Origin of the sequence: Bauldia sp. (assembly GCF_020442045.1) — a bacterium.
GTDB lineage: Bacteria > Pseudomonadota > Alphaproteobacteria > Rhizobiales > Kaistiaceae > Bauldia.
The window spans coordinates 1-18,666 of sequence record NZ_JAGRLA010000005.1; the positions used below are offsets into that span (position 1 = coordinate 1).

Here is an 18,666-nt window from a genome sequence, read left to right on the forward strand (position 1 = left end):
AGCTGCCGAACGATGTGAGCTTCGACAAGCCGGGCAATCCGCTCGACCACCATCCGACCTGGAAGCATGTCGCGTGCCCGGGCTGCGGCAAGGACGCCGTGCGCGACACCGACACCATGGACACCTTCGTCGATTCGTCGTGGTATTTCGCCCGCTTCACCGCGCCCTGGGCCGACCAGCCGACCGAGCCCGCCGCCGCCAATGCCTGGCTGCCGGTCGACCAGTATATCGGCGGCATCGAGCACGCGATCCTGCATCTCCTCTATTCCCGCTTCTTCACCCGGGCGATGAAGGTCACCGGCCATCTCGACCTCGAGGAGCCCTTCGCCGGCCTGTTCACGCAAGGCATGGTCGTCCACGAGACCTACCGCCTCGGCAGCGGCCAGAACGGCCGCTGGATCGCGCCGGCCGAGATCCGGATCGAGGACCGCGACGGCAGGCGCACCGCGTCGCTGCTGGCCACCGGCGAGACCGTCGAGATCGGCCCGATCGAGAAGATGTCCAAGTCGCGCCGCAACACGGTCGACCCCAGCGACATCATGGAATCCTACGGCGCCGACACCGCCCGCTGGTTCATGCTGTCGGATTCGCCCCCGGATCGCGACGTGATCTGGACCGAGGAAGGCGTCGCCGGCGCCTACCGCTTCGTCCAGCGCGTCTGGCGGCTGGTCGCCGAGGCGGTTCCGCGCCTGCCGGCACCCGATTCGCCGCCGCCCGCGGGCGAGAGCGCCGCCGCGCCGGCGCTCCGCAAGGCGGCCCACAGGGCGCTGGCCGCCGTCGGCGAGAATATCGAGGCGCTCCGTTTCAATGTCGCGGTCGCCCGCATCTACGAGCTGGTCAACGCCATCGGCGCCGCCCTCGCCACGCCCGCCGGCAAAGATCCCATTCTTGACAGCACCTTGCGCGAGGCGACCGAGCTCCTCACCCGGATGATGGCGCCGATGATGCCCCATCTCGCCGAGCAATGCTGGGCCGCCCTCGGCCATGACGATCTCGTCGCGGAAAGCGCCTGGCCGGAATTTGACCGCTCGATTCTCGTCGAGGACGTGGTAGTGTTGCCGGTGCAGGTGAACGGCAAGAAACGGGGTGAATTGACAATTCCTGCTGACGCGTCACAAGGTGACGTGGAGCGGGCTGTTTTGGCGCTCGATTTTGTCGTTCGGGCGCTTGGGGGAAATGATCCTAAAAAGATCGTCGTCGTACCGAAGAGGATCGTCAATGTCGTCGTCTGACCACGGCAGGTTGCGCCGCGTTGGCGCCCGGGGGGTCCTTTTCGCGCTTGCGGCATGGGTGCTCGCGGCCTGCACCGTCCAGCCCCTTTATGGCCCGGCCGCCGGTGGCGGCCACGTCAAGTCGGAGCTCACCCGCATCCAGGTCGAGCCGGTCAAGGACCGCGTCGGCCAGCAGGTCCGCAATACGGTGATCTTCGAGATGACCGGCGGCTCGGCGATCCAGAACCCGATCTACAAGATGAAGCTGACGGTCACGTCGCGGGAAGTCGGCCTCGGCCTGACCAGCACCGACGCCTCGCCGGTCTACCAGATCCAGGTCGCCGCCACCTACGAGGTGACCCGGGTCGATACCGGAGCGCAGGTCATCCGCCGGACCGCCCGCGGCTCGGCCTCCTACAGCCGCAGCAACCAGGCCTTCGCCAACAGCCGGGCGAAGATCGACGCGGAGAACCGGGCCGCCGAGATGGTCGGCAACGATATCGCGACGCGCGTCGCCGCCGCGATCGCCAGGGGAAGCTGAGGCGCGGGAAATACCTTGGTCGAGATCCGGCCCGCCGATACCGACCGCTTCCTCGCCCGACCGGACCCCGGCATCCGGCTCGTCCTGATCTTCGGCAATGACAGCGGCCTGGTCAGCGAACGCGCCGCCGTCCTTGCCGCCGCCGCCGTCGGGCCGGACGCCGATCCGCTCAGCCATGTCCGCCTCGATTCGTCGGATGTCTCCGCCGATCCGAACCGCCTCGCCGACGAAGCCTACGAAATCCCCCTTTTCGGCGGCACCCGCTGCATTACCGTCCATGCCTCCGGAAACTGGTCGCTGGCCCCGGTGGAAGCGCTGATCGCCTCGCCGCCGCAGGACGCCTGGGTGGTCGTCACCGCCGGCGAGCTCAGGAAGACCGCGCCGCTCCGCAAGCTCTTCGCCGCGGCCCCGAATGCCGCCGCGATCGCCTGCTATGCCGACGACGCGCGTGCCCTCGACCGGCTGATCGACGAGGAGCTCCGCGCCGCTGGGCTGACGATCGCCGACGACGCCCGCGCCACGCTGAAGGAGCTGGTCGGCGGCGACCGGCTCGCCAGCCGCTCGGAGATCGCCAAGCTCTGCCTCTATGCCGCCGGCGCGGGGGAGATCACCGCCGATGACGTGCGTGCGGTGGTCGGCGACGCCTCGGCCTTCGCGGTGGATGAAGCGGTCGATGCGGCCGCCCTCGGCGACGCGCCCGGCTTCTCCCGGCTCTATCGCCGGCTGCTTGCTGCCGGTTCCGGCGATTTCGTCGTGGCCGGCGCCGCGCTCCGCCACTTCGACATGCTCCATCGCGCCCGCGCCGCGGTCGATGGCGGCCTGCCCGCCGATCGCGCCCTTGGGCCCCAGATCTTCTTCCGGCGGAAGCCGCTGGTGACCCGGCAGGTGCAGATGTGGCCGCTGCCGCGCATCGAGCGGGCGCTGGCCATCCTCAATCGCGCCGTCGTCGACAGCCGCTTGAAGAGCGGCATCTCGGCCGAGGTCGTCGGCCAGGCCATGCTGTCGGTCGCGGCCATCGCCGCGAGCACCCGCCGCCGCGCCGCCTAATCCCTCCGTCCGATTCCCATCCCGCCGTCGACGATCAGCGTCTGGCCGTGGATGTAGGAGGCCTCGTCCGAGGCGAGGAAGGCGATCGCCGCGGCGATCTCTTCCGGCTCGCCGATCCGCTCCGCCGGAATCATCCGGATGACCGCCTCCTCGACCGAGGGATCCTCGTCGAAGATCGCATTCATCGGTGTTCGCGTCGCGCCGGGCCCGACTCCGTTGACCCGGATTCCATCCCGCGCATAGCGCAGCGCCAGCGCCTTGATCATGCCCGTCATGCCGAATTTCGACATGATGTAGGCGATCGCATCCTCCTCGACCGGGAAATGCGCCTCGATCGAAGAGGTCATGACGATCGCGCCGGGATGCCCGGTATCGAGGAAATGCTGGATCGCCGCCTGCGCCGTCAGGAAGGCGCCGCGCAGGTTCACCGCCATCAGCCGGTCGAAGTCGTCCATCAGCACCTCGTGCGGCTGGTGGACGATCTTGATCCCGGCATTGCCGACCAGCACGTCGAGCCGGCCATAGGCCTCGACCACCCCGGCGAACAGCGAGTCCACGTCGTCCTCGTCCGAGATATCGGCGAGCACCGCGAGATGCTCGCCCTCGGGGCAGATCTCGTCGAGTTCCTCGATCAGCTCCTCCGCCGCCGCCGGGTCGTCGATATGGTTGACCGCGACGCTCGCCCCTTCTTCCGCGAAGCGGATCGCCGCCGCGCGGCCGATCCCGGTCGCGCCCCCGGTGATCAGGATTCGTTTGCCAGACAGTCCGCGCATGGCCGCCTCCCGCTCGTCCCGGCGTGAAGCTTGCGCTTCCGCGCGCCACCCGGCAAGTGCGAAGGCTCAGCCGCCGGCGCCCGGCGAATCCCCGGCCGGAGTGAGCCGCGCCGTCACGTTGGCGACCGTCCACGCGGCGGCCGCCGCCGCCCATTCCGCCATCCCGGTCTTGCCCTCGGCCCTGCCCCGGCTCGCGAGCGCCGTCTGTCGCGCCACTGCGAAGACGGCGATCTCGGCGACCGTGCAGTCCGGCGATCCGTATCCATCGGCAAAGACGGTGAGCCGCCGGACCTGCTCCTCACCGGAATAATCGGGATTGCCGAGGTCGAGCCAGAGGAAGGCCGAGTAGCCGAGATCCCGGAGACGGAGTCCGGGCGCCAGCGTATCGAAGTCAATCAGGCCGTAGGGCAGGTCGTCGCGGAACACCGTGTTGGTCGGCCCCCAGTCGTTGTGGCACATGACCTGCCCGTCGCCGACGGCATCGAAGCCGATCGTCGCATCATGGAAGCGACGGAGCAGCGCACTCGCCGCGGCGAGTTGGGCGTCGGTGTAATGCCCGAGCTCGCCCGGAACGCCGCCCGGCAGGAAAGTGAGGATGTCCCGCCCCTCCCCGTCGATCCCGAGAAACCGTGGCGCGCCGTCGAAACCCTGCCGCTCGAGATGCTCCAGCAGCCGATGGACCGTCGCGCCGTCTGCCGGGCTCGGTCGGCGGACCGTGTCGCCGACGCGCACGACGCCGGCCGTGACGCGGCCGCCGGCAAGAGGTGTCTCGGTTTCACTCATCGACAGGCGCTGCTCGGTTCCGACATCGCGGAGGCACTGGCTTCCCCGTCCGGCAAGCACCGGTCGGGGAGGGACGGGAAGGTTTGCCGCAATGGCCGGGAACCGCCAAAGCGACTATATGGGTCCTATGACAGGCCATGGGATTCGCCGCTCCGCGCGTCCTTTCCAGGGGCGGTGATAATGGAAGGTTTTCTGCAGATTGCATCCTTCGTCGCGCTTGGCGCGGTGGTGGTTGTGCTGATCCTCGGCATCCTCAATATGGCGCGCGGCAAGTCGGCGAACCGTTCGCAGATGTTCATGCGCTGGCGGGTGATCCTGCAATTCGTCGCAATCGTGATTATGATGGCCGCGCTCTACTTCGCCTCGAAATAGGTGGTGGCCTGCGCGATGGTCGTTCTCAACAAGATCTACACCCGGACCGGCGACGACGGGACCTCGGCGCTGGCTACCGGCGAGCGGCGTCCGAAGTCGGACCTCCGCTTCCAGGCGATCGGCACGGTCGACGAGCTCAACGCGACGATCGGCATCGCCCGGCTCAGCGCGGCCGGGACCGCCAGCGACGGGATGCTCGCCCGCATCCAGAACGACCTCTTCGATCTCGGCGCCGATCTTGCCGTCCCGCAGGAGGGAGGCCGCCACGAGCGGCTTCGCATCGTCGATTCGCAGGTCAGCCGGCTCGAGTCGGAGATCGACGCGCTCAACGACTCCCTCCAGCCGCTGACCTCCTTCATCCTGCCCGGCGGCTCACCGCTCGCCGCCGCGCTCCACCTCTCGCGCACCGTCGCCCGGCGCGCCGAGCGCACCATGGTCGATCTCGACGCCTATGAGCCGGTCAACCCGGTTGCCCTGACCTACATCAACCGGCTCTCCGATTTCCTCTTCGTCGCCGCCCGCACGGCCAACGACGGCGGCGCGAGCGATGTCCTCTGGATACCCGGGGAGAACCGCTGAGCGGAGGAGCCGGGCCTTGTCGATCTTCCCGATCCACGACGGAAGGGCGCTGAGCCACATCGAGCGGCCCTATGCGAGCTGGGCGCTGATCGCCCTCAATGTCATCGTCTATTTCGTCGTCGAGTCCGGCGGCCTGGCCAAGGTCAGCCAGGCCTCCGTCCTCTCCTTCGGGCTGATCCCGGCGGTGTTCAACGACTATGTCGTGCTGCCGGCCGATCTCGACATCGTATCGGACCAGCTGACGCTCCTCACCTACGCCTTCCTCCACGGCAATCTCTGGCACCTGATCGGCAACATGATCTTCCTCTGGGTCTTCGCCGACAATGTCGAGGACGCCTTCGGCCATGTCCGTTTCGTCCTCTTCTACGTGATATGCGCCATCGCCGCCGGCTATGCCTATGTCCTCACCGACCCGACCAGCCAGGCGCCGGTGATCGGCGCGTCGGGCGCCGTCGCCGGCATCGTCGCCGCCTATCTGATGCTCCATCCCAGGCAGAAGGTCTGGATCCTCGCGCTCGGCCGCATTCCGCTGCGGCTCAGCGCCCTCTGGGTGCTCGGATTCTGGATCCTCTTCCAGTTCTACGCGGTGCTGGTCGCGCAGCCGGGCGACGAGGTCGCCTGGTGGTCGCATATCGGCGGGCTCGCCGCCGGTGCCGTCCTCACCCTCGTCATGCGCCGCCGCGGCGTGCCCCTCTTCGACCGCGCCCCGCCCATCCCCGTGCCGCCGGCAATCGACATTGACGATCGTCAGGGTCGCCGATAGGGTCCGCCCACCCCGCCGACAGCTGTTGAAATCCGGAACATCCTCGCAATGAAAATTCTCGTCCCCGTCAAGCGGGTCATCGACTTCAACGTCAAGGTCCGCGTCAAGCCGGATGGCTCGGGCGTCGACCTCGCCAACGTCAAGATGGCGATGAATCCCTTCGACGAGATCGCCGTCGAGGAGGCCCTGCGGCTCAAGGAGGCCGGCAAGGCCGGGGAGGTCGTCGTCGTCTCGATCGGCGGCCCCGAGGCGGTCGAGACGATCCGCACCGGCCTCGCCATGGGCGCCGATCGCGGCATCCTGGTGAAGACCGGCCAGCCGCCCGAGCCGCTCGCCGTCGCCAAGGCGCTGAAGGCGGTCGTCGAGCGGGAATCGCCGGAGCTGGTGATCCTCGGCAAGCAGGCGATCGACGACGACTGCAACCAGACCGGCCAGATGCTCGCCGCCCTGCTCGGCTGGCCCCAGGGCACCTTCGCCTCGAAGCTGGTCCTCGAGGACGGCGCGGCCGTCGTCACCCGCGAGATCGACGGCGGCCTCGAGACGGTGCGGCTGGCGCTGCCGGCGGTGGTCACCACCGACCTCCGCCTCAACGAGCCGCGCTATGCGTCGCTCCCCAACATCATGCGGTCGAAGAAGAAGCCGGTCGACGAGATCGACGCCGCCGGGCTCGGCGTCGACATGGCGCCGCGGCTCAAGGTCCTGAAGGTCGAGGCGCCGCCGGCCCGCCGCGCCGGCATCCGGGTGGCGACGCCCGCCGAACTGGTCGACAAGCTGAAGAACGAGGCAGGCGTCCTGTGACCACGCTCCTGATCGCCGAACACGACAACGCCAGGCTCGCCGAGGCGACGGCGCGCGCGCTCACCGCCGCCCTCGAGATCGGCGGCGGCATCCACGTCCTGGTCGCCGGCAGGGATTGCGCCGGGGCCGCCGGAGCAGCGGCGAAGCTCGCCGGCGTCGCCAGGGTGCTGGTCGCCGACGACGAACGCCTCGCCCATCCGCTGGCCGAGCCGCTGGCCGCCCTGATCGTCGCCATGGCCGGCCCCTATGACGCCCTCGTCGCCCCGGCGACCACCTTCGGCAAGAATGTCATGCCGCGCGTCGCCGCCCTCCTCGACGTCGCCCAGGTTTCCGACATCACCGCCGTCGTCGCGCCCGACACCTTCGTCCGGCCGATCTATGCCGGCAACGCAATCGAGACCGTCCAGTCGACCGACGCGAAGACGGTCGTCACCGTCCGTGCCTCGGCCTTCAAGCCGGCGGCCGACGGCGGTTCGGCCCCGGTCGAGGCGGTCGGCGCCGGCGCCGCGACCGGCGAGGCCTCGGCCTTCGTCTCCGCCGAGATACCGGAGCTCGAGCGGCCCGAGCTCACCTCGGCGCGGGTGATCGTCTCCGGCGGCCGCGCCTTCGAATCGGCGGAGAGGTTCCGCGCCTGTCTCGAACCGCTTGCCGACAAGCTCGGCGCGGCGATCGGCGCCTCACGCGCCGCGGTCGACGCCGGCTATGCCGCCAACGATCTCCAGGTCGGCCAGACCGGCAAGGTTGTCGCGCCCGAGCTCTACATCGCCTGCGGGATTTCCGGCGCGATCCAGCATCTTGCCGGCATGAAGGATTCCCGCGTCATCGTCGCGATCAACAAGGATCCCGAGGCGCCGATCTTCCAGATTGCCGATTACGGGCTGGTCGGCGACGTCTTCGAGCTGCTTCCGGAGCTCGAAAAGGCGCTGTGAGCATGCCGCGCGTGGCGCCCCGGCCGATTTTGCGGCATTCTCGGCGCGAACATCTTGACAAGCCTCGCATCCATGCCGCTTGCTGCACTGCGGCGTGTTGGATCGGCAAGGAATAGATGGCTCACGAGATCAGGACGATCGGCATCATCGGCGCGGGCCAGATGGGAAGCGGCATCGCCCATGTCTGCGCGCTCGCAGGCTTCGACATCATGGTCAACGACGTCTCCGAGGACCGCATCAGGTCGAGCCTCGCGACGATCAGCGGCAACATGGCGCGTCAGGCCGCCTCCGAGAAGATCACCGAATCCGATCGCAGCGACGCCCTCGGCCGGATCGCCGCCACGCCCGACATGGACGGGCTCGCCGCCTGCGACCTCATCATCGAATCGGCGACCGAGAAGGAGCCGGTCAAGCGCGAGATCTTCGCCGCCCTCAAGCCGATCGTAAAGGCCGACGCCATCCTCGCCAGCAACACCTCGTCGCTGTCGATCACCCGCCTCGCCGCCGAGACCAACGCGCCCGAGCGCTTTATCGGCATCCATTTCATGAATCCGGTTCCGGTCATGGAGCTGGTCGAGGTCATCCGCGGCATCGCCACCGATCAGGAGACCTTCGACGCCGCGCGCGAATTCGTCGCCCGGCTCGGCAAGACCATCGTCGTGGCGGAGGATTTCCCCGGCTTCATCGTCAACCGCATCCTGCTGCCGATGATCAACGAGGCGATCTATACCCTGCATGAGGGGGTCGGCACGGTCGACGCGATCGACACCGCCATGCGCCTCGGCGCCCATCACCCGATGGGTCCGCTCCAGCTCGCCGATTTCATCGGCCTCGATACCTGCCTGTCGATCATGCAGGTGCTCTACGAGGGGCTCGCTGACTCCAAATACCGCCCGTGCCCGCTGCTGGTGAAATACGTCGAGGCCGGGTGGCTCGGTCGCAAGGCCGGCCGTGGCTTCTACGATTATGGCGGCGAACAGCCGGTCCCCACCCGCTAGTCCGGCGGATTCCGGACCGCTGCGACCCTAGATCTCCGCTTCCGGCGGCGTCGGGCAGGTCGACTCCTCGTCCCGGTTCCATCCTCGCGAGGTCCACTCCGCCGCCGGGTGCAGCATCCCCTTGTCGTCCTCGACCGCCTCGAAGAAGGTGAAGCAGTTCTCGCCGTCGCGCTCGACGAAGAAGCACGCCCCGGAAAGGCTCTCGTAGAAGGTGCAGAAGGTATCGTCCTCGACCGTCCATTCGCCGGTATCGGCGCCGTTTATGTCGTGATAGCGGATCAGCCCGTCGTCGAAATAGGTCTCGCTGAAGAACAGGCTGTCGCTATAGACGCCGTCGAGCGTGATCCCGGTGAGGGCCAGGCGGATTTCCGGGCCCAGCATCCGCTTTCCGGCGCCGGCATCGGCCATCGTGACGGTCGCGGCCAGGGTGAGAAGGGCAAGGATCAGACGCATATACATTGACACGATCGGGCGTTCGCGTAGAAGAAGCGCGGATTTTGGGACAAGACCATGAACCCGCGCCCGGCATTGAAGATTGACCCTCGCGGATCGGCGGATCGTCGCCGCGCCGACTCTATGCCGAAACCGCGCACAAAATCCAACTGACATACGTCGACCCGCCGCTGCCTTTTGTCGCTTGGCCTGCCGGCGGGAGGCCACCGGACATGGCCGGAATTCACAGTCATTCGAGCAACCTGGATACGAAGCGGAGCAACAGGATCATGGGCTACAAGGTCGCGATAGCGGGCGCCACCGGAAATGTCGGCCGGGAGATGCTGACCGTTCTCGCCGAGCGCGGTTTCCCCGCCGACGAGATCGTTCCGCTCGCGTCGCGCCGCAGCCAGGGCAGCGAGGTCTCCTACGGCGACCATACCCTCAAGGTGCGCTCGCTCGACAGCTATGATTTCTCCGACACCGATATCTGCCTGATGTCGGCCGGCGGCTCGGTTTCGAAGGAATGGGCGCCGCGCATCGCCGACAGGGGCTGCGTCGTCATCGACAATTCCTCGGCCTGGCGCTACGACGCCGCGGTGCCGCTGATCGTGCCGGAAGTCAATGCCGATGCCGTCGTCGACTTCACCAGGCGCAACATCATCGCCAATCCCAACTGCTCCACCGCCCAGCTCGTCGTCGCGCTGAAGCCGCTGCATGATGCTGCGACGATTTCACGCGTCGTCGTCGCGACCTATCAGTCGGTCTCCGGTGCCGGGAAGGAGGGCGCTGACGAGCTTTTCACCCAGACCCGGGCGGTCTTCGTCTCCGACCCGATCGAGAATCGCAAGTTCACCAAGCGCATCGCCTTCAACGTCATTCCCCATATCGACGTCTTCATGGAAGACGGCGCGACCAAGGAGGAATGGAAGATGGTCGCCGAGACCAAGAAGATCCTCGACCCGAAGATCAAGCTGGTGGCGACCTGCGTGCGCGTCCCGGTCTTCGTCGGCCATTCGGAGGCCGTGGCGCTCGAGTTCGAACGGCCGATCGACCCGGACCGGGCGCGGGACATCCTGCGCGAGGCGCCCGGTTGCCTGGTCGTCGACAAGCACGAGGACGGCGGCTATGTGACCCCTGTGGAAGCGGTCGGCGAGGACGCCACCTATATCAGCCGCATCCGCGAGGACCCGACGGTCGAGAACGGCCTGATGCTGTGGGTCGTCTCCGACAACCTCAGGAAGGGCGCCGCCACCAATGCGGTCCAGATCGCCGAGCTTCTGGTCAACCGCAAGCTGATCCAGCCGAAGCGCGAAGCCGCCTGAGGTCGGCAAATCCGCGCCGTCAGGCAGCCTGGTCGGCGGGCTCCGGCAGCCGAACCGGGCTGACGCACACCTTGCCGCCGCCCTGTGCTTTCGCCTCGTAAAGGGCCTTGTCCGCGAGTGTCAGCACCGCCTCGACCGAGTCGGCCGTCCTCGGCGTTTCGGCGATACCCGCCGACGTGCTGCAGCGCAGGCCGGGCAGGCCCAGCGCCACCACCGCATCCGCGAATGCCTGGCTCAACTGCCCGGCCACCAGATGCGCCTGCACGCCGGTCGTTTCAGGCAATGTGACGGCGAACTCCTCTCCGCCAAGCCGGCCGACGACGTCGCCGGCGCGGAGGCGGCCGATCGCGACTTGCGCGAAGGCCCGTATCACCGCGTCTCCGGCCGGATGGCCGAACCGGTCGTTGACCTCCTTGAAGCGGTCGAGATCGAAGACGATCACCGTCGTCGGACGCCCCTTGCGCGCATTCTGGGCAAACACGGAAAGGCTCGCCTCGAAGAAGGCCCGCCTGTTGCCCAATCCGGTCAACTCGTCGGTGAGCGCGGCGTCGCGGAGCCGGACCTCGACCCGTTCCTTGGTCATGGAAACCAGCAGGAAGGCGATGATCTGGACGAAGACCGCGGATTCCAGCGTGGCGAAACCGAACCACTGCCCGCTGAAGGAGACCTCCCCCGATGGGGTGTTGGCGAGGATGAAGGGTATGCGCGACAGCACCAGGACACCGTGCACGGAAAGAGCGGCCGCTACCGCCAGGCGGGTGACGATGCCGTCCCTGATCGCGACCGCCCGCGCCGCGGCGAAATAGTAGAGGGCCGCCGCCGTCGAAGCGGCGATGACCCGCAAGGTGGGATCGTCGCGGAAGGCCGGCACCTGGCAGGCGATCAGCCAGAGCACCGGTCCGATCAGCGGCACCCGCAATATCACCCGCTGTCCGTTGAAGACCCGCACTGCCACCCATGTCAGCCCGGACCCGAACAGCAGCACGGCCACGCCGATCTCGATCGACAGCCATGACGGAAACGAGGCGCGATGCCCGAGCAACGGACTGGCCGTCGCCACCACCGCGAAACAGGCGGCCATCCACAGCAGGCTGCGTTCGTTGCGATTGAGCCAATAGGCCCATAGCAGGACCGCTGCCGCCGCCGCCGTCGACACCAGGAGCGCCAGGAACATTGTCGGTGGGTCGATCAAGGCACCATCGTCCAGCCGTTGACTTCCCTTCGCGGTCACATGACTGCCCCGGACAATCCCACACCAGGCGTTTCGCGATATTTAACGGCGGTCGGCCGCCGCGCGATCTGTCGGCATGCCCCGAGCGCCCGGCCGAGCGCCGGTCGACGGTCGCGCTTTCGCCGTCCGCACACCTAGTCTCGCCGCATTTCTGTCGTTGACCTTGGCGCGAGAGGGCGTGTCTACGGAGAATTCCTTTGCCGCAATTCGCTGCCCCGCTGTTTGCCCTGATCGGGCTCCTCGTCGTTGCCGGGACGCATTCGATGGCCGCCGCCGATACCGATATCCTCGATACCCACTGGAAGCTGGTCATGGTCAACGGCCAGCCGGCCGAGGCCGGCCGTCGCGAGGCCCACCTGATCTTCAAGCCCGATGGCGGCCTCGCCGGCAGTACCGGCTGCAACAACCTCGCCGCCGTCTATACGCTCGATGGCGACCAGATCGCCCTCGGCCCGATCATGACCACCCGGATGTATTGCCGGGACGTGGCGCGAACCGAGCGCGACCTGCTGAAACACCTGCCCGACGTCGCCAGGTGGACGATCGACGGAGATCGCCTGGAGCTGATCTCCGCCAATGGCGGGGTCGTCGCCGTCCTGGAAAAGACCGGCGGCTAGCCTGGTAAGTCGCGGACATTTGCCTCCCGGCGAAGAGCCAGCGCTCCTCGCCGGGCTTTCCTTCAGGCGACCGGTACGTCCCAGATTTCCTCGGCATATTCGCGGATCGTGCGGTCGGCGGAGAACCACGCCACGTTGGCGACGTTGCGGATCGCCTTGGCCCGCCATGACGACGTCTCGCGCCACATCTCGTCGACCTTGCGCTGTGCCGCGCCATAGGCGGCGAAATCGGCGGTGACCAGGAATCCGTCACTGGTCATCAGGTTGTCGATCAGGCCGCGATAGCGGTTGCGGTCGTTGGGCGAGAAGGTGCCGTCGGCGATGGAATCGAGGACGAAGCGGAGGGTTTCGTCGGCGCCGATGATGGCGCGCGGATTGTGCCCGGTGCGGCGCCGCTCCTCGACCTCCTCGGCGGTGAGCCCGAAGATCACGATATTCTCGGGCCCGACCCGTTCGCTGATCTCGATATTGGCGCCGTCGAAGGTGCCGATCGTGATCGCGCCGTTCAGCGCCAGCTTCATGTTGCCGGTGCCGGAGGCTTCCATGCCGGCCGTCGATATCTGCTCCGACAGGTCGGCGGCCGGCACGACCACCTCGGCCAGGCTGACATTGTAGTTCGGCAGGAACACCACCTTGAGCAGGTCGCGGACGGCCGGGTCGTTGTTGATCACCTTCGCCACGTCGTTGATCAGGCGAATGATCAGCTTCGCCGTCCAGTAGCTCGCCGCGGCCTTGCCGGCGAAGATCTTGACCCGCGGCACCCACTGCCGCTCCGGATGGGCGCGGATCTGGTTGTAGAGGGCGATGGTCTCGATGATGTTGAGGAGCTGGCGCTTGTATTCGTGGATGCGCTTGATGTGGACGTCGAAGAGCGCGTCGGGGCTGACGGCGACGCCGACCCGGTCGCGGATGAGACCTGCGAGCCGCACCTTGTTGGCCCGCTTGATGGTGGCGAAGCGGCCCTGGAACGAGGTGTCGTTGGCGATCGCATTGGCCGCGTCGAGGCGCGTCACGTCGTCGAGCAGCTCGGGCCCGATCGCCTCGACCAGCAGCGCGGTGAGCTCGGGATTGGCCTGCATCAGCCAGCGCCGCATCGTGATCCCGTTGGTCTTGGCGGTGATCCGGTCGGGGAACAGCGTATGGAGGTCGCGGAAGACCGTCTCCTTCATCAGCTCGGTGTGGAGCGCGGATACGCCGTTCACCTTGTGCGAGCCGACGAAGGCGAGCTGGCCCATGCGGACCCGCCGGCCGTTATGCTCGTCGACCAGCGACAGCGAGGCGAGCAGGTCCGCCTCGGCCCCCAGCACGTCGCGCGCCTCGTGCAGGAGCCGCGCGTTGATCTCGTAGATGATCTGCATGTGACGCGGCAGCAGCCGCTCCATCAGCCCGACCGGCCAGCTTTCCAGCGCCTCGGGAAGCAGGGTGTGGTTGGTGTAGCTGATCGTGCCGCGGGTGATCGTCCAGGCCCTGTCCCAGGCAATGCCGTTGAGGTCGACGAGAATCCGCATCAGCTCGGCGACGGCGATCGAGGGGTGGGTGTCGTTGAGCTGGACGGCGACCTTGTCCGGCAGGCTCTCGAGCGAACCGAACTGGTTGACGTGGCGGCGGATGAGGTCCTGCAGCGAGGCCGAGACGAAGAAATATTCCTGCCGCAGGCGAAGCTCCTGGCCGGCCGGGGTCGAATCGGCCGGGTAGAGCACGCGGGTGATCGTCTCCGCCCGCGTCAGGTCGGCGAGGGCGCCGAGATGATCGCCGCTGTTGAATTCCTCGAGGCTGATCGGATTGACCGCGCGCGCGCTCCACAGGCGGAGCGTGTTTACCCGCTCGCCGCGCCAGCCGACGATCGGCGTGTCATAGGCGATGGCGAAGACCTTTTCCTGCGGCAGCCAGCGCTGGAACGCGGCGGCGCCGTCTCCGCCGTCGCTCTCGACGCTGCCGCCGAAGCCGACGTCATAGGCCGCCTCGCGCCGCTCGAATTCCCAGAGATTCCCGTTCGACAGCCAGTCCTCCGGCAGTTCCACCTGCTTGCCGTCGCGGATCTCCTGGTGGAAGAGGCCGTGGACATAGCGGATGCCGTAGCCATAGGCGGGAATGCCGACCGTCGCCATGCTTTCCATGAAGCAGGCGGCGAGCCGGCCGAGGCCGCCATTGCCCAGCGCCGCGTCGGGTTCGAGCGCTTCGATCGCGTCGAGCGAGACGCCGAGATCCCGCAACGCTTCCGAGATCGGCTCGACCAGGCCGAGGTTGGACATCGCATCGCGCAACAGCCGGCCGATCAGGAACTCGACCGAGAGGTAATAGACCCGCTTGGCCTCGGCCCGGTAGGTGCTGCGGGTCGAATCCATCCAGCGGTCGATCGCCCGGTCGCGCACGACCAGGATGGTCGCCGCCAGCCAGTCATGCGGCATCGCGACGATCGGGTCCTTGCCGATCGCATAGGCAAGCTTGTCGACGATCTCGGCCTTGAGGCTTTCGGCGTCGACGCGGCGCGGCTGCGGGTCGATGGCGTCCATATCTGTTCATCCTGCGGCAGGTCGGTCCGACAGCAGACCGGTTGAGGGCCCTGCCTCTAGCGCACAGCTCGAATCATGCCTAGTCCCCATTCCGGCAATCGCGCGGTCCGGGCGCCGCGCCGACGATGCCCGGATGTCCCGAAATGCCCGCTATCCATGGGATTTGGCGGCTTTGACGTTATGGTCTACGATGCCTCGCAAATAACAAAAATCAAACGGGCCGGACTGTCGGGCCACAACAAAGGGGAGGAAGACTTTATGCGACTTGGTGCGCTACTGCTTTCGGCGGCGGTTTCGGTTCTTTTCGTCATGCCGGCGGCCGCCCAGAAGACGACCCTTCGGATCCAGACCCACTACGCCCCCGAGACGATCTCCGGCAAGAATGCCGCGCAATTCGTCGACGACGTCCAGACCATGTCGAACGGCGATATCACCATCGAGATGTTCTATTCCTCGTCGGTGGTCGCGTCGGTCGAGACCTTCGACGCGGCGGCCAACGGCATCCTCGATTGCGACATGACCGGCGGCGCCTACCAGACCGGCAAGAACCCGGCCTTCCAGTTCGTCGGCGACATCATGGGCGGCTATGACACGCCGTTCCAGCAGCTTGGCTGGCTCTACACCGGCGGCGGCCTGGAGGCGGCCCAGAAGCTCTACAACAAATACGGCATGCAGCTCATCGGCTGGTGGGTCGTCGGCCAGGAATCGCTGGCTTCCACCAAGCCGATCCGCGGCGTCGCCGACCTCAAGGACTGGAAGTTCCGTTCCCCGCCCGGCATGGAGACCAAGATCTTCGAGAAGCTCGGCGCGAAGCCTGTCGTGATGGATTTCACGGAGGTCTTCACCGCCCTGCAATCCGGGATCATCGACGGCGCCGACGCTTCGATCCTTGCCAACAACAAGGGCATGGGCCTCTACGACGTCGCCAAGTTCGCGACCTATCCCGGTTTCCACTCGATGCCGTCCGACCACCTCGCCTGCAACAAGGAGGTGTGGGACGCGATGCCTGAATACCAGAGGCGCATCATGCAGGTCGCCATGGGCAACCTGGCGCTTCAGCAGGCCCTGACCTCGGCCAAGGCCAATGCCGAGGCGGCCCGCGACCTCAGGGCGTCGGGCGTCGAGGTCATCGACTGGTCGCCGGAAGACCGCGCGGCGTTCCGTGCGGCGGCGATCGAGACCTGGCCGGAATTTGCCACGACGCCGGAGGCCAAGGATCTGGTCGCCAGCCATCAGGACTATCTCAAGGCGATCGGCGTCCTGCCGGAATAGGTACCGGTGCCAATTCGCGCATAGCATATCGGGCGGGTCCCAATGGGCCCGCCCGGATTGTCTGGGGAGGATGCGGTGGAAGGGCAAAGCCTCTGGCTGGGAGCGCTGCGGCGGCCCATGCGGTACCTGATGATCGGGCTGCTCGTGCTGACCGGGCTGATATGGCTCTGGCTGGTCGTCGGCACGCTGTTTCTCGGCAGCGACGTCAATATGCAGACGATCCTGCGGCCGGGCGACCACACGCTGGTGCGCGTCTTCCTCTGGTTCATTCTCGCCACCTCGCTGGTGACGTCGCTCTATCTCTCCGACACCCGCGGCGCCATCGAGGTCGAGCCCACCGGCCCGCTCGACATCTTCTCGCTGGTCCTCGGCCGGCTGGCGATGATCGCGGTCGTCGTCGTCGTGTGCGTGATGTTTTACGAGGTCGTCGCCCGCTACATCTTCTCGAAGCCGACGCTCTGGGCCAACGAGATGTCGCTGTGGATCGCCGGCTTCATCTTCCTGCTTGCCGGCCTCTACGCGATGCAGCAGCGCAGCCACATACGCATCTACGTCATCTACGACCTGATGCCCCGCTGGGCCAGGAAGACCGCCGATACGATCACCGTGACCCTGATCTGGGCCTTCTTCATCTCCCTTCTGTGGGGCGGCTACAACGAGGTGGTCGCGAAGCTGTTGCGGATGGAGACCTTCGGCACCGCGTGGGACCCGCCGCTTCCGGCCACCGTCAAGGCCGCGATCCTGGTGATCATCGGTCTCGTCGCGCTTCAGGCGACGTCCAACCTGATCGCCGACTGGAACAAGGCGCCCGAGCATCACGGCGCCGACGAGGTCGACGAGCAGGAGATCGAACAGATCCGCAAGGCGGTGGGAGCCAACGGCAATGGTTGATATCGGCACCCTCAGCCTGATCCTTCTCATCCTGATGTTCGTGCTGCTGGCGATCGGCATGCCGCTCGGCTTCGCCTCGGCCTTCCTCGCCGTGGTCACGCTGGTGCTGAAATTCGGCCCCGACCTGCTCTTTGGCGATTTCGGCCGCGGACCGTTGAACGTCCTCGCCCAGGCGATCTACCGGCAGATGACGAACTACGTCCTGATATCGGTGCCCTTGTTCATATTCATGGCGGCGCTGCTGGAACGATCCGGCATCGCACGCGACATGTATTCCTCACTCAACCTGTGGTTGTCGCGCACCCGCGGCGGCATCGCGCTGGTGACCTCGATCATGGCCGTCATCATGGCCGCGATGTCGGGGATCATCGGCGGCGAGGTCGTGCTCCTCGGGCTCATCGCGCTGCCGCAGATGCTGCGCCTCGGCTATAATCAGAAATTCGCCGTCGGCACCATCTGCGCATCCGGCAGCCTCGGCACGATGATCCCGCCCTCGATCGTGCTGATCTTCTACGGCCTGATCACCGAAACCTCGATTCAGGCCCTTTTCACCGCGGCCTTCGTGCCGGGTTTCATGCTGGCCTCCTTCTTCGTCATTTACATCGTCCTGCGGGCCAATCTGCGGCCGGACCAGGCCCCCCTGCCGCCGCCGCAGCCGGGCGATCCGGCGGCCGGCGAGAAACGGCTCATGTTCCTCGCCTTCCTGACCATCCTGGTGGTCTTCATCTCGGGCGCGCTGCTGCTGCGCAACCTGTTCTTCACCCTGACCGGCCAGAACGCGATCGGTCCGGACATCGAGCCGGCCCGGCTCGGCATGGTCGCCGACCTGCCGTGGATCGCCGGCGCTCTGGTGGTCGCGCTGGCGATTCTCGCCCTCTTCGGCCGCGACCGGACGCGGCGCGCCTGGGAGACAGGCAAGGGACTGGTCGCGCCCCTCATCGTCATCGGGGTGGTGCTCGGTTCGATCTATGGTGGCGTCACCGGGATCACCGAAGCCGCCGGCATGGGCGTCATCGCGGTCTTCGTGATCTCGCTGATCCGCCGCGAGATGACCTTCGAGATCGTCTGGGACAGCCTGATGCGGACGCTGAAGTCCACCGGCACGATCATCTGGGTGACGATCGGCGCCGCCGCGCTGGCCGCTTCCTACACGCTCGCCGGCGGGCCGACCTATGTCGCGAATCTGATCACCGGCCTGGAGCTGCCGACGATGGGCATCATCCTGGTCATGATGGTGATCTTCCTGATCATGGGCATGTTCATGGACTGGGTCGGCATCGTCCTCCTGATCATGCCGGTCTTCCTGCCGATCGTCCTCAAGCTGCCCGCCGACCAGATCGGCTTCTTCGGCCACGTCTCGCCCGAGCAGGTCGCGATCTGGTTCGGCGTCACCTTCTGCATGAACATGCAGGTGAGCTTCCTGTCGCCGCCCTTCGGCCCGGCCGCCTTCTACCTGAAGTCGGTGGCGCCGGAGAACATCACGCTGACCGCGATCTTTGCCGGCTTCATGCCCTTCATCGCCATTCAGGTGATCGCTCTGGCGGTGATCCTGTGCTGGCCGCCGATCATCGCCGTCTTCCTGTAGGGCGGC

19 protein-coding genes are annotated in these 18,666 nt (G+C 66.8%); 14 read left to right on the plus strand and 5 right to left on the minus strand.

Annotation, left to right across the window (positions count from 1 at the left end; genetic code table 11):
* The 3 genes from KDJ86_RS00530 to holA all read left to right on the plus strand — a co-directional run.
* A partial coding sequence (locus KDJ86_RS00530) for a class I tRNA ligase family protein (RefSeq protein WP_291741488.1) occupies positions 1–1,232 on the plus strand: 1,232 nt, incomplete at its 5' end.
* Positions 1,219–1,752 carry an LPS assembly lipoprotein LptE gene (locus KDJ86_RS00535; RefSeq protein WP_291741491.1) on the plus strand — a complete coding sequence of 178 codons (534 nt, stop codon included), beginning with the start codon at positions 1,219–1,221 and terminating at the stop codon, positions 1,750–1,752. The genes KDJ86_RS00530 and KDJ86_RS00535, both read left to right, overlap by 14 nt.
* Before the next feature lie 15 nt (positions 1,753–1,767).
* Positions 1,768–2,799, plus strand: a complete 1,032-nt coding sequence (holA, locus tag KDJ86_RS00540) for a DNA polymerase III subunit delta (protein ID WP_291741493.1) — start codon at positions 1,768–1,770, stop codon at positions 2,797–2,799.
* Here holA and KDJ86_RS00545 read toward each other — a convergent pair.
* Complete coding sequence (locus tag KDJ86_RS00545; RefSeq protein WP_291741496.1) at positions 2,796–3,572, minus strand: SDR family NAD(P)-dependent oxidoreductase; 777 nt, start codon at positions 3,570–3,572, stop codon at positions 2,796–2,798. The genes holA and KDJ86_RS00545 overlap by 4 nt on opposite strands.
* Before the next feature lie 66 nt (positions 3,573–3,638).
* Complete coding sequence (locus tag KDJ86_RS00550; protein WP_291741498.1) at positions 3,639–4,355, minus strand: phosphotransferase; 717 nt, start codon at positions 4,353–4,355, stop codon at positions 3,639–3,641.
* Positions 4,356–4,535: 180 nt separating this feature from the next.
* On the opposite strand from KDJ86_RS00550, the gene KDJ86_RS00555 reads away from it, so the two are divergent.
* The 6 genes from KDJ86_RS00555 to KDJ86_RS00580 all read left to right on the plus strand — a co-directional run bounded on the left by KDJ86_RS00555 (position 4,536) and on the right by KDJ86_RS00580 (position 8,794).
* Entirely contained in the window at positions 4,536–4,727 is a 192-nt protein-coding gene (locus KDJ86_RS00555) for a twin transmembrane helix small protein (protein ID WP_291741501.1), read from the plus strand.
* A gap of 15 nt (positions 4,728–4,742) precedes the next feature.
* Entirely contained in the window at positions 4,743–5,306 is a 564-nt protein-coding gene (locus KDJ86_RS00560; RefSeq protein WP_291741504.1) for a cob(I)yrinic acid a,c-diamide adenosyltransferase, read from the plus strand.
* Positions 5,307–5,322: 16 nt separating this feature from the next.
* Complete coding sequence (locus KDJ86_RS00565; RefSeq protein WP_291741507.1) at positions 5,323–6,069, plus strand: rhomboid family intramembrane serine protease; 747 nt, start codon at positions 5,323–5,325, stop codon at positions 6,067–6,069.
* Positions 6,070–6,117: 48 nt separating this feature from the next.
* Positions 6,118–6,867, plus strand: a complete 750-nt coding sequence (locus KDJ86_RS00570; RefSeq protein WP_291741510.1) for an electron transfer flavoprotein subunit beta/FixA family protein — start codon at positions 6,118–6,120, stop codon at positions 6,865–6,867.
* Positions 6,864–7,796 (plus strand): electron transfer flavoprotein subunit alpha/FixB family protein, encoded by a 933-nt coding sequence (locus KDJ86_RS00575; RefSeq protein ID WP_291741513.1) that lies wholly within the window; start codon positions 6,864–6,866, stop codon positions 7,794–7,796. The genes KDJ86_RS00570 and KDJ86_RS00575 overlap by 4 nt, the downstream gene beginning before the upstream one ends.
* 116 nt (positions 7,797–7,912) lie before the next feature.
* Positions 7,913–8,794 carry a 3-hydroxybutyryl-CoA dehydrogenase gene (locus KDJ86_RS00580; protein ID WP_291741516.1) on the plus strand — a complete coding sequence of 294 codons (882 nt, stop codon included), beginning with the start codon at positions 7,913–7,915 and terminating at the stop codon, positions 8,792–8,794.
* 27 nt (positions 8,795–8,821) lie between these two features.
* Here KDJ86_RS00580 and KDJ86_RS00585 read toward each other — a convergent pair whose 3' ends face one another.
* Positions 8,822–9,253, minus strand: coding sequence for a hypothetical protein (locus tag KDJ86_RS00585; protein ID WP_291741519.1), 432 nt, complete (start codon positions 9,251–9,253; stop codon positions 8,822–8,824).
* 263 nt (positions 9,254–9,516) lie between these two features.
* Between KDJ86_RS00585 and KDJ86_RS00590 the strand changes: the two genes are divergently transcribed.
* On the plus strand, positions 9,517–10,551 hold the full coding sequence (locus KDJ86_RS00590) for an aspartate-semialdehyde dehydrogenase (RefSeq protein WP_291741536.1): 1,035 nt from the start codon (positions 9,517–9,519) through the stop codon (positions 10,549–10,551).
* Between the two features lie 19 nt (positions 10,552–10,570).
* Here KDJ86_RS00590 and KDJ86_RS00595 read toward each other — a convergent pair whose 3' ends face one another.
* Complete coding sequence (locus tag KDJ86_RS00595) at positions 10,571–11,743, minus strand: GGDEF domain-containing protein (protein ID WP_291741521.1); 1,173 nt, start codon at positions 11,741–11,743, stop codon at positions 10,571–10,573.
* Positions 11,744–11,979: 236 nt separating this feature from the next.
* Here KDJ86_RS00595 and KDJ86_RS00600 point away from each other — a divergent pair, with 236 nt between their 5' ends.
* Complete coding sequence (locus tag KDJ86_RS00600; RefSeq protein WP_291741522.1) at positions 11,980–12,399, plus strand: META domain-containing protein; 420 nt, start codon at positions 11,980–11,982, stop codon at positions 12,397–12,399.
* 62 nt (positions 12,400–12,461) lie between these two features.
* Here KDJ86_RS00600 and KDJ86_RS00605 read toward each other — a convergent pair whose 3' ends face one another.
* Positions 12,462–14,912 carry a glycogen/starch/alpha-glucan phosphorylase gene (locus KDJ86_RS00605; RefSeq protein WP_291741525.1) on the minus strand — a complete coding sequence of 817 codons (2,451 nt, stop codon included), beginning with the start codon at positions 14,910–14,912 and terminating at the stop codon, positions 12,462–12,464.
* Between the two features lie 258 nt (positions 14,913–15,170).
* Between KDJ86_RS00605 and KDJ86_RS00610 the strand changes: the two genes are divergently transcribed.
* The 3 genes from KDJ86_RS00610 to KDJ86_RS00620 all read left to right on the plus strand — a co-directional run bounded on the left by KDJ86_RS00610 (position 15,171) and on the right by KDJ86_RS00620 (position 18,660).
* Positions 15,171–16,184: a TRAP transporter substrate-binding protein gene (locus tag KDJ86_RS00610; RefSeq protein ID WP_291741528.1), complete on the plus strand. Its 1,014-nt coding sequence runs from the start codon at positions 15,171–15,173 to the stop codon at positions 16,182–16,184.
* A gap of 75 nt (positions 16,185–16,259) precedes the next feature.
* Positions 16,260–17,075 (plus strand): TRAP transporter small permease subunit, encoded by an 816-nt coding sequence (locus tag KDJ86_RS00615; protein ID WP_291741530.1) that lies wholly within the window; start codon positions 16,260–16,262, stop codon positions 17,073–17,075.
* On the plus strand, positions 17,068–18,660 hold the full coding sequence (locus KDJ86_RS00620) for a TRAP transporter large permease (RefSeq protein ID WP_291741532.1): 1,593 nt from the start codon (positions 17,068–17,070) through the stop codon (positions 18,658–18,660). The genes KDJ86_RS00615 and KDJ86_RS00620 overlap by 8 nt, the downstream gene beginning before the upstream one ends.
* Positions 18,661–18,666 lie beyond the last annotated feature (6 nt).